This window comes from Streptomyces sp. NPDC002574, from assembly GCF_042889545.1.
Lineage (GTDB): Bacteria > Actinomycetota > Actinomycetes > Streptomycetales > Streptomycetaceae > Actinacidiphila.
In genome coordinates this window covers 252,635-261,848 of record NZ_JBIARB010000008.1, presented here as the reverse complement: position 1 = coordinate 261,848, position 9,214 = coordinate 252,635, and the positions used below count along the sequence as shown (strand labels likewise).

Here is a 9,214-nt window from a genome sequence, read left to right as displayed (position 1 = left end):
GCTACTCGCCCCCACCGAGTGTCGCGGGAACGCGCGAGCAGGCTGCCAGCAGCCGATCGGTGGTGTCGTGGGCGAAAAGTGCCGCCACCTCGGCCGCCCGGCCGCGGGGACGGCCCGGGTCGGTGACCCGGTCCAGGGCGTCGACGAGGGACCAGGGGTCGGGGGCCCAGCGGGTCAGCCCCAGCGCGGCCATCCGCCGCACCCCGGCCCTGCCGTGGCCGGGGATGGGCCGGTGGCCGATCACCGGCAGCCCCGTCGCCAGGGCCTCCAGCGCCGTCTGCCCGGCGGCGTTGTCCACGAGCGCGTCCGCCGCGGCCATCAGGCCGGGGACGTCGTCCTCCCAGCCGAGGGCGACGGTGCCCGCGACGCGTGCCAGTTGTGCCCGCAGCCGCGCGTTGTCCCCGCACATGGCCACCGGCAGGTATCCGGCCCCGGCCAGCAGCCGCGCGGTGGCCGCCAGATGCGTGCCCGCCCCCCAGGCGCCCGCCGACAGCAGCACGACCGGCAGGCCGGGGGCGCGGGCCGCGAAGAAGCGCCGCCACCGTTCCGCCCCGGGCGCCGGGTCGAGGAAACGGGACGCGACCAAGGGGCCGGTCGCGGCGGCGGGCCGTCCGGTGGCCTCCCGGGCCCGGAGCGCCGCGTCCTCGGTCAGGCAGCAGTAGAGGTCGTTGCCGGGGTGCAGCCACTGCCGGTGGACGTCGAAGTCGGTGACGACCACCGCACTGGGCACGCGCAGCACGCCTTTCGCCCGCATCGCCCCGGTGAGCTGCGCCGCGAGGTGGAAGACGGGGACGACGAGATCGGGCCGTTCGCGCTCGACCACCTCTGCCAGGCGCCCCTCGGCGAGCGCCGCGAGCCGTCCCGGGCCCGGCAGCTGCCCCGCGCCGGAACGCAGGAACGCTCTGTGGATCCCCGCGTAGAGCAGCGGCAGGTGCAGGATCGAGGCCCGGTAGAAGGAGCGTAGTGCCGCGCCCGCGTGCGCGGGCAGCAGGTCGAGGACGTCGGTCCGCACGGCGTGGGCGCCGCGGTGGGCGAGGCGTGCGCCGAGTTCGCGGGCGACCGCGTCGTGGCCCGCGCCCATGGACGCGCTGATGACGAGGATCCGAGGGCGCGCCGGGTCCTCGTGGGCTCGGTGCGTCACGTCGGCGTCGCTCACCGGATCACCTCCGCGAGACTGCGGATTGCTTCGATGTATCGGAGTATCCGATGTGCCGCCGCGGCAAACACCGCCCCGGCCGCGAACCGTCGCAGAGCCGGGGAGGCGTTCGGGCGCTTTACTGAAAACGGAGGGAAACGTTTCCCGGGAAGCGAAGCGACGTCTGCCCCGACGCTGTGGCAGCGACAGAAAGCGACGCCCATGACAACTCACCCGTCCAAAGCGATCAGCGCCGACCGCGCTCTGTCCGGCAGGCCGGTACCGCCCGGCGGGCCGGCCCCTGTCGCGCTGGTGACCGGTGCGTCGTCGGGCATCGGTGCCGCCGTCGCCGAGCGCCTCGCGGCCGACGGATGGCGCCTGCTGGTCAGCGGCCGCGACCGGGAACGGCTCGGTGCCGTCGCGGAACGCACCGCGGCCACGGCCCTGCGGGCCGACCTGGAGGAGCCCGGGAGCCCCGGTCGCCTGGTGCACGACGCCCTGCTCACCACCGGCCACGTCGACCTCCTCGTGGTCGGCGCAGGGATCGGCTGGGCCGGCCCGTTCGTGTCGATGCCGCCGGCGGCGGTCCAGCAGGTCTTCCACGTGGACGTGCTGGCGGCCATGGAGCTCGTACGGCGCGCGCTGCCCGGGATGCTGGCCCGCCGCCGCGGGCACATCGTGATCATCGGCTCCTTCGCCGGCACCGTCGGCGTGCGCGAGGAGGCGGTCTACTCGGCGGCCAAGTCGGCCCTCGGCACCTTCGCCGAGTCCCTGCGCTACGAACTGGCGGGCACCGGCGTGCGGATCACCCACGTCATCCCGGGCGTGGTGGACACGCCCTTCTTCGCCCACCGGGGCGTGGCCTACAAGCGGTCCCGGCCGCGGCCGGTGCCCGCCGAACGCGTCGCGGCCGCGGTCAGCGACGCGGTGCGGCGGGGCCGCGCCGAGGTCTACGTGCCCGGCTGGCTGCGCGTTCCGGTGATGGTGCGCGGCCTGCTGCCCGGGGTCTACCGCCGGATGGCCGGCAAGTACGGATGAGACGGTGGACGCGCACGTCCTGACGATCGTGCTGGCCCTGCTCGCGGCCTGCGCGAACGGTGCGGCCTCGGTGCTCCAGCGCAAGGCCAACCTGCAGCAGGACGCGCAGGGGCGGGACGGGCGGCGCGGCTCCGGCCGCCGGGGGGTGCCCGGCCTCGTACGGCCCGTCCTGCGGCTGGTCGGACGTCCCCTGTGGGCGGCCGGGATGGGCGCGCTCGCGCTCTCCGGGGCGCTGCAGGCGACCGCGCTCGCGGTGGGCCGGCTGTCCGTCGTCCAGCCGCTGATGGCGACCGAGCTGCTGTTCACCCTGATGGCGGGCACCGTCGTCTTCTCCCACCGCCCGGACGGCCGTACGTGGCTGTGGTTCCTCGCCCTGGCCGCCGGACTCGCGGTGTTCCTGATCGCGGCGGCGCCCTCCGAGGGACAGCCCACTGCCGTGACGGACGGCTGGCTGCGCGCCGGACCGCCGCTCGCCGCGCTGATGGCCGTCCTGTGGCTCGCAGGGCGTGCGCTGCGCGGGGCGGCGGCCCGGGCGGGTGTGCTCGGCTGCGCCACGGCGACCGGTTTCGCCTGCACCGCGGCGTTGATCAAGGACGTCACCGGACGCATTCCCGACGGTCCCGGCGCGCTCGTCACGGCCTGGCAGCTGTACGCCGCGGCCGCGGTCGGCCTGCTCAGCCTGGTCATGCTGCAGGCCACCCTGCGGGCGGGCACCCTCGCCGCCTCGCAGCCCGCCCTCACCCTCGGGGACGCGCTGCTGAGCGTCGTCCTGGGGTGGGTGCTCTTCGGCGAGCGCATCGCCCTCGGCACCCACCTCGGCCCGGAACTCGCGGGCGTGGCCCTCATGGCGGCCGGGGTCGTCGGCCTCTCCCGCTCGCCCGCGCTCAGCGGGGGCTGGGACACACCCGAGCGCGAGCGGACGCCGGCCCCGGCACGGGCGGCGCGCCATGACTAGCACCGCGGCCGGCCGGGCCGGCGCGGCCGCCCTGCTCCTCGCGGCCACGCACATCGTCCCGGCCGCCACCTGGCTGCCCGGGCTGCGCCGCCGTGCCTTCCCCGGCCTGGCCGGCCTCGGCCGCGCCGATCACGTCGCCCTCACCTTCGACGACGGGCCCGACCCGCGCTCCACGCCGTACTTCCTCGACGCGCTCGACGAACTGTCGGTCCGCGCCACCTTCTTCGTGCTCGGCGCGAGCGTCCTGCGCCATCCCGCGGTCGCCCGCGAGACCGTGCGCCGCGGCCATGAACTCGCCGTGCACGGCTGGACGCACACCCGCCCGTGGCTGCCCGCCCCCGGACGGGACCGTGCCGCGCTGCTGCGGGCCGGGGCGGCGGTCCGCGACACCACCGGCAGCGTGCCGCGCTGGTACCGGCCCCCGTACGGGATCCTCACCGGGGGCCGCCTGGCCGCCGCCGCGCGGGCCGGCCTCACCCCGGTGCTGTGGACGGCGTGGGGCCGGGACTGGACGGCCGAGGCCACCGCCGACACGGTCCTGGGGACGCTGCGCGGCGACCTCGGCCCCGGAGGCACCGTGCTCCTCCACGACTCCGACCGCGCCTCCGCCCCCGGCAGCTGGCGTGCGACCCTCGCCGCCCTGCCGGGCCTCGTCGCGGAGTGCCGTGCCGCCGGTCTGACGGTGGGTCCGCTCACGGACCACGCGGTGCGCGGTGCGACGCTTCGGTGACGTCGAGTGACCGTATCTGCTCGCTCGGTGACGGATCGTGGCGGGATCCGAGCGCGGGCCAACGCCCGTGAAGCGGCAGGTCATCGGGGTGCCGGCGGCGGTGCGACAGGGCCGGGTTGCGAGCCGCTGCCCCCTGTAGGACCGTGAGTTCGCAGTGGTACGACTGCCGCCCGAGGAGGCCGTCACACCCGTCACGCCCCCTCGCGAACGCACCACCGGCGGCGGGACCCGCCGCCGACCTTCGCACCCGACTGCTACCGCACCAGGCAGCGGCCAGGAAGGCAGACCGCCATGCCACTCCTCCGCACCCTCGCGTTCACCGCCACCGCCACCGGCCTCACCGCCGCGATGGCACTCGCGCCCACACAGGCCTCCGCCGGCACCCCGCGGAACACCCCGGGCGCCGCGACCTACGCCACCGTCCTCGTCAACTGCTTCGGCCAGCCGCGCGTGATCCCGGGCGACGTCCTCCTCGCCTGCGGCGACGGCAACGACCGCCTCGGAGGGCTCTACTGGACGAGCTGGGACCGCGACTCGGCCGTCGGTTCGGGGTACGAGGAGGTCAACGACTGCGATCCGTACTGCGCGGCCGGCACCTTCCACACGTTCGCGGTCACGGTGCGGCTGTCCGGCAACGTGGCCTGGCCCGGCGATCCGCATCTGCGGCGCTACACGACGCTGACGATCAGCTACCTCAACCGGCAACCGTGGTGGCCGCACTCCTCGACCTACCAGCTGTGGGACGGCCCCCTCACCGGCTGACCCGGTGGGCCGCCAACTGACCTGCGGCGCCCGCGCCTCACTCGCCTGTGCCGCCGTCGCGCCACCGCACGGCCGCGTCCACGACGGCGCGGGAGTGGGTGCACTCCCGCTGCCACGCCGTCAACGCATCGTCGGGGCCGGTGGTTTCGACGGCGTGCCGTACCAGCCCGAGGAGGGGGAGCCTCGAGGGCGGGACGGCCTTCTCGCGGAGCCGGTCGCCGGTCAGTCCGGGTTGCGCGGCGGATCGTTGGGCGACGCGGCCCTACGCGACGCGGCCGCGGGCGTAGTGGCGGCGGGCCTTCATGCGGTTGCCGCAGGTGGCCATGGAGCACCAGCGGGCCTGGTTGGCGCGGCTGCGGTCGACGAGGAAGAGGCGGCACTCGGGGTTGGCGCAGGCCCGCAGGCGCCCGGGGGCGGTGCGCCGCAGTTCGTCCCAGGCGAGCACGCTGTGCACCGCGAGGCGGGCGTCGTCGGGGACGACGAGCTCCCAGTCGAGGGCGTCGGGGCCGAACGCCGGAACCTGGTGGACGCCGCGCAGCACCTCGGCGAGCACCTGGGCGGTGCTCTCGCCGCGGACGACCTCGTCGAGCAGGTGCCTGGCCCGTCGCACGGCGGCGAGTTCCGCCGCGCTCCCGGTGCCGCCGCGGGCGCGGAGCCAGGCCGTACCGGCGTCGTCCTCGGCCAGGGCGTCCTGCTGCTCGCCGTGCACGATCGGCCGGCTGTTGAGGAGGGCGAGCAGGAAGTCGCTGTCGGCCATTCCGGTGTCCCTTCCGTCCCCACCCTGCGCGGGAGCTCTCACCAGCTTAATGCGTCGTCCAGGTTGGACCCACCGGACGGTCCGGCGCCGGCAGGCGGGCCGACCGGGCCGGTTGGGGCGAGGCGTCACAGCGCCTAACCCCTTCACTGCGATTGACAGGTTAGCGCGTGTGCGTTTGGCTGGAGCTAACCGCACGAGACGTCTTCGGAGGTTAGATCATGGTTCCCGTACGTCATCTCACCGTCACTGTCGCAGGACAGGAGGTCTTCTACCGCGAGGCCGGGCCCCGCGAGGCCCCCGTGGTCGTCCTGCTGCACGGCTTCCCGACCAGCTCGCACATGTTCCGCAACCTGATCCCGCTCCTGGCCGACCGGTACCGGGTCATCGCGCCCGACCACATCGGCTTCGGCCAGTCGGCCATGCCGTCCCCGGAGGACTTCCCGTACACCTTCGACGCCCTCGCCGACATCACCCAGGGACTCCTGGAGCACCTCGGGGTGGAGCGGTTCGCCATGTACGTCCAGGACTACGGGGCCCCGATCGGCTGGCGCCTCGCGCTGCGCACCCCCGCCCGGGTCACCGGCATCATCAGCCAGAACGGCAACGCCTACACCGAAGGCTTCGTCGAGGACTTCTGGAAGGGCATCTGGGCCTACGCCGCCGACCAGAACCCCGAGAACGAGAAGGCCGTGCGCTTCGCACTGAGCGAGGAGGCCACCCGCTGGCAGTACCTCAACGGCGTCCCGGAGCCGAGCCTCGTCAGCCCGGACACCTGGCTGCACGACGTGACGCTGCTCAACCGGCCCGGCAACGACGAGATCCAGCTCCGGCTGTTCCGGGACTACCCCAGGAACGCGGACATGTACCCGGCCCTCCAGGAGTACTTCCGCAGCAGCCAGGTCCCGCTGCTCGCCACATGGGGCGCGGGAGACGAGATCTTCGGCCCCGACGGGGCCCGCGCCTTCCTCCGCGACCTGCCGGATGCCGAGGTCCACCTCCTGGACGCCGGGCACTTCGCCCTGGAGAGCCAGCTGGACACGATCGCCGGCTACATGCGCGGGTTCCTCGGGCGCATCACGTCCTGATCCGCGGCGACGGCCCGGGCGGCGCGGACGAAGTCGGCGACATCGGGACGGGAGACGTGCTCGGGCCAGCCGAGCACGACCCGCGTCGGCGGCAGGTCCGCCACCGGGACGGCCACGGCCGCCGGCCCGATCCGGCCGGCCGCGGTCGAGCCCACCACGGCGACGAGGCGGCCCAGCGCCACGCGGTCGACGATCTCGTCCAGCGAGGCCGCGGGGCACTCGCCCGCGTAGGCCGCCTCGTGCCGCAGCTCCGCGGTTGTGACGAACGGCCGCGCGGCCAGGGCATGTCCGGCCGGGAGCAGGGCGACCGGGTCCTCCTCGGTGAGGTCGGCCGTCCGCAGCCCGGTCAGGTCGTCCGTCCCCGAGCACAGCATGGCGAGGTCCGCGGTGCCGTCCCGCAGGGCGGCGGGCTGGTCGTGGGTGAAGACCAGGTCGACGCCGGGCCCCGCGTCGCCGCCCACCAGTTCCCCCAGCAGTCCGGAGCCGGTGCCGGGTCGCACCGCCAGCACCAGACGGGCGGGCCGGGCGGCCCGCCGGGTGCGGCGCACCAGGGCGTCGAGGCCGTCCAGCGACCTGCGGCTCCCCTCCAGGAACTCCGCGCCCGCCTCCGTCAGGGCGACCCGTCGGCTGCTGCGTTCCAGCAGCCGCACCCCGATCCGCCGCTCCAGCCTGCCGATGGCGCGCGACAGCGGCGGCTGCGCGATGCCCAGTCGTTCGGCGGCGCGGCCGAAGTGCAGTTCCTCGGCGACGGCGACGAAGTAGACCAGCTCCCGGGTCTCCAGTCGATCCATACCTCCAGGGTATGCATGCTTGTCAAAGCGGTCATGGCTCCGTCCGGGCGGCCTCTGGTGCACTGCAGGCAGATGTTCGTGCACGACGAAGGGAAGCCGATGACCACCAACGACGAGCGCGCGGTGAGCGAGGTGCTCGCCCGCTACGTGCGGGCCACGGACCGGCGGGACGGCGCGGCACAGGGCGCCCTGTTCGCGGAGGACGGGATCGTGGAGATCCTCACCAGGACCGGGCCGGACTCCTACGAGCGCGTCGGGGAACCGGTGATCGGCTCGGCCGGGGTCGCTCACGCCGTCGAGCACTTCATGGCACCCCATCCGCCGGGCGGGACCAGCCACCATGTGACGGCCGACCACATCGTGGTGGTCGAGGGCGACGACGCGCGGCTGAGCGCCCAGTTCGTCGTCTTCGAGGTGCGTGCGACGCCCCGCCCGGCCGACGGATGGCCCGAGGGCGTACTCGGGGTGCAGGGCACCGTGCGGCCGACGGAGTCCGGGTACTACGAGTCCCGCCTGCGCCGCGTCGGTGACGCGTGGCGGATCGTCCACCACCGTGTCCTGCTGGACATGCCGATCGCCCTCCCGGCCGCCTGATGCGCGCCATGGTCTACCGCCGCTACGGCGGTCCGGAGGTACTGGAGCCCGCGGAGCTGCCGGAGCCCAAGGTCGGCGTCGACAGCGTGCTCGTGCGGGTCAGGGCCGCCGCGCTGAACCCGGCCGATGCCGCCTGTCAGGCGGGGGCGCTGGACGCGAGCGTCGAGACGTACTTCCCGGTGGTCCCCGGCTGGGACATCGCCGGGGAGGTCGTGCGGGCCGGGCCCGGGGCACCGGAGTTCGCCCCGGGTGACGCGGTGATCGGCTACATCCGGGGCGAGGTCCAGCGCGCGCACGGCGGCTTCGCCGAGTCGGTGGCCGCCGACGTGCGCACCCTGGTCCACAAGCCCGCCGGGCTCGGCTGGACCGAGGCCGCGGGGCTCCCGCTGGCGGGGCTGACCGCCTACCAGGCCGTCACGCACGTCCTCGCGCCGACGGCCGGGGAGACGGTCCTGGTGCACGCCGCGGCGGGCGGTGTCGGCTCGCTGGCGGCCCAGGTCGCCGTGGCCCGCGGGGCCCGCGTGATCGGCAGCGCCTCGCCGGGCAACCATCCGTACCTGCGGTCGCTGGGCGTCGAGCCGGTCGCGTACGGCCCGGGATTGACGGACCGGGTACGGGCGCTGGCGCCCGGGGGAGCGGACGCGGTGATGGACGCCGCCGGCCGCGGGACGCTCGTCGCGACGGCCGGCGCCGCCCGGCCCGGCGCGCGGGTGGTGTCCGTCGCGGAGACAGGACTGCCCGGCGTGCGCACCCACTTCTGCCGGCTGGACCACGCGGACTTCACCGCACTGGCGGCCATGGCGCGGGAGGGCCGGATCGCGGTGCGGGTGGGCGCGGTGTTCCCGCTGGAGCGCGCGGCGGACGCGCAGCGCGCCCTGGCGGCGGGCGGTGTGCCGGGCAGGGTCGTGGTGGAGATCGCGTGATCCACGGCCCGCCCCGCGGTCCGCGCCGGGGGCGCGTAGCCTGGGAGGGCACCGGCCCCGCGGGCCCGGGGCGGGCCGTTGACCTGCTGACATCGTTGAGGGGATGTGAGGCACGGGTGGCGCGAATGGACTGTGCCGAGCTCGACGAGGCTCCGGCGGACATGACACCCCTGCCGCCGGCGGACGGGTGCGCCGAGTGCCTGGCGCACGACCGGCGCGACTGGGTGCATTTGCGGCTGTGCCTGACCTGCGGCCGTATCGGCTGCTGCGACAGCTCGCCGGGCCGGCACGCCACCGCGCACCACGAGGCCACCGGGCACCCGGTGATCCGCTCGTTCCAGCCGGGTGAGTCGTGGCGGTGGTGCTACGTGCACGGCACGACGGGCTGACGCCCGGAGCTCAGGTCGTCGCGGGTGGGTCCTCGGCGGGCGCGAGGCCGATGAA

11 protein-coding genes are annotated in these 9,214 nt (G+C 75.1%); 8 read left to right on the top strand and 3 right to left on the bottom strand.

What is annotated here, in order from left to right; all coding sequences use genetic code 11:
• Position 1: 1 nt before the first annotated feature.
• Positions 2-1,081, bottom strand: a complete 1,080-nt coding sequence (locus ACFYXS_RS21280; RefSeq protein ID WP_389250841.1) for a galactosyldiacylglycerol synthase — start codon at positions 1,079-1,081, stop codon at positions 2-4.
• A 276-nt stretch (positions 1,082-1,357) separates the two neighbouring features.
• Here ACFYXS_RS21280 and ACFYXS_RS21275 point away from each other — a divergent pair, with 276 nt between their 5' ends.
• The 4 genes from ACFYXS_RS21275 to ACFYXS_RS21260 all read left to right on the top strand — a co-directional run bounded on the left by ACFYXS_RS21275 (position 1,358) and on the right by ACFYXS_RS21260 (position 4,620).
• On the top strand, positions 1,358-2,173 hold the full coding sequence (locus tag ACFYXS_RS21275; protein WP_389250360.1) for an SDR family NAD(P)-dependent oxidoreductase: 816 nt from the start codon (positions 1,358-1,360) through the stop codon (positions 2,171-2,173).
• A gap of 4 nt (positions 2,174-2,177) precedes the next feature.
• Positions 2,178-3,128 (top strand): DMT family transporter, encoded by a 951-nt coding sequence (locus tag ACFYXS_RS21270; protein ID WP_389250358.1) that lies wholly within the window; start codon positions 2,178-2,180, stop codon positions 3,126-3,128.
• Positions 3,121-3,858: a polysaccharide deacetylase family protein gene (locus tag ACFYXS_RS21265; RefSeq protein ID WP_389250356.1), complete on the top strand. Its 738-nt coding sequence runs from the start codon at positions 3,121-3,123 to the stop codon at positions 3,856-3,858. Before ACFYXS_RS21270 ends, ACFYXS_RS21265 begins: the two co-directional genes overlap by 8 nt.
• Positions 3,859-4,149: 291 nt before the next feature.
• Positions 4,150-4,620, top strand: a complete 471-nt coding sequence (locus tag ACFYXS_RS21260) for a hypothetical protein (RefSeq protein ID WP_389250354.1) — start codon at positions 4,150-4,152, stop codon at positions 4,618-4,620.
• Positions 4,621-4,882: 262 nt separating this feature from the next.
• On the opposite strand, the gene ACFYXS_RS21255 is transcribed toward ACFYXS_RS21260, so the two are convergent.
• On the bottom strand, positions 4,883-5,377 hold the full coding sequence (locus ACFYXS_RS21255) for a CGNR zinc finger domain-containing protein (protein ID WP_389250352.1): 495 nt from the start codon (positions 5,375-5,377) through the stop codon (positions 4,883-4,885).
• Positions 5,378-5,595: 218 nt separating this feature from the next.
• On the opposite strand from ACFYXS_RS21255, the gene ACFYXS_RS21250 reads away from it, so the two are divergent.
• Positions 5,596-6,462: an alpha/beta fold hydrolase gene (locus tag ACFYXS_RS21250; protein ID WP_389250350.1), complete on the top strand. Its 867-nt coding sequence runs from the start codon at positions 5,596-5,598 to the stop codon at positions 6,460-6,462.
• On the opposite strand, the gene ACFYXS_RS21245 is transcribed toward ACFYXS_RS21250, so the two are convergent.
• Positions 6,426-7,253, bottom strand: coding sequence for a LysR family transcriptional regulator (locus tag ACFYXS_RS21245; RefSeq protein ID WP_389250348.1), 828 nt, complete (start codon positions 7,251-7,253; stop codon positions 6,426-6,428). The genes ACFYXS_RS21250 and ACFYXS_RS21245 overlap by 37 nt on opposite strands.
• 99 nt (positions 7,254-7,352) lie before the next feature.
• Here ACFYXS_RS21245 and ACFYXS_RS21240 point away from each other — a divergent pair, with 99 nt between their 5' ends.
• From ACFYXS_RS21240 to ACFYXS_RS21230, 3 genes are all read left to right on the top strand, one after another.
• Complete coding sequence (locus tag ACFYXS_RS21240; protein ID WP_389250346.1) at positions 7,353-7,847, top strand: nuclear transport factor 2 family protein; 495 nt, start codon at positions 7,353-7,355, stop codon at positions 7,845-7,847.
• A complete protein-coding gene (locus ACFYXS_RS21235; protein WP_389250344.1) occupies positions 7,847-8,770 on the top strand; it encodes an NADP-dependent oxidoreductase in 924 nt (307 codons plus the stop codon). The genes ACFYXS_RS21240 and ACFYXS_RS21235 overlap by 1 nt, the downstream gene beginning before the upstream one ends.
• A gap of 161 nt (positions 8,771-8,931) precedes the next feature.
• Positions 8,932-9,159: a UBP-type zinc finger domain-containing protein gene (locus ACFYXS_RS21230; RefSeq protein ID WP_389250839.1), complete on the top strand. Its 228-nt coding sequence runs from the start codon at positions 8,932-8,934 to the stop codon at positions 9,157-9,159.
• Positions 9,160-9,214 lie beyond the last annotated feature (55 nt).

Bases quoted from the DNA above. Each gene is read 5' to 3' on its own strand.
- ACFYXS_RS21280 (WP_389250841.1), bottom strand. From the start codon at position 1,081: ATGGGCGCGGGCCACGACGCGGTCGCCCGCGAACTCGGCGCACGCCTC.
- ACFYXS_RS21275 (WP_389250360.1), top strand. From the start codon at position 1,358: ATGACAACTCACCCGTCCAAAGCGATCAGCGCCGACCGCGCTCTGTCC.
- ACFYXS_RS21265 (WP_389250356.1), top strand. From the start codon at position 3,121: ATGACTAGCACCGCGGCCGGCCGGGCCGGCGCGGCCGCCCTGCTCCTC.
- ACFYXS_RS21260 (WP_389250354.1), top strand. From the start codon at position 4,150: ATGCCACTCCTCCGCACCCTCGCGTTCACCGCCACCGCCACCGGCCTC.
- ACFYXS_RS21255 (WP_389250352.1), bottom strand. From the start codon at position 5,377: ATGGCCGACAGCGACTTCCTGCTCGCCCTCCTCAACAGCCGGCCGATC.
- ACFYXS_RS21250 (WP_389250350.1), top strand. From the start codon at position 5,596: ATGGTTCCCGTACGTCATCTCACCGTCACTGTCGCAGGACAGGAGGTC.
- ACFYXS_RS21245 (WP_389250348.1), bottom strand. From the start codon at position 7,253: ATGGATCGACTGGAGACCCGGGAGCTGGTCTACTTCGTCGCCGTCGCC.
- ACFYXS_RS21240 (WP_389250346.1), top strand. From the start codon at position 7,353: ATGACCACCAACGACGAGCGCGCGGTGAGCGAGGTGCTCGCCCGCTAC.
- ACFYXS_RS21235 (WP_389250344.1), top strand. From the start codon at position 7,847: ATGCGCGCCATGGTCTACCGCCGCTACGGCGGTCCGGAGGTACTGGAG.
- ACFYXS_RS21230 (WP_389250839.1), top strand. From the start codon at position 8,932: ATGACACCCCTGCCGCCGGCGGACGGGTGCGCCGAGTGCCTGGCGCAC.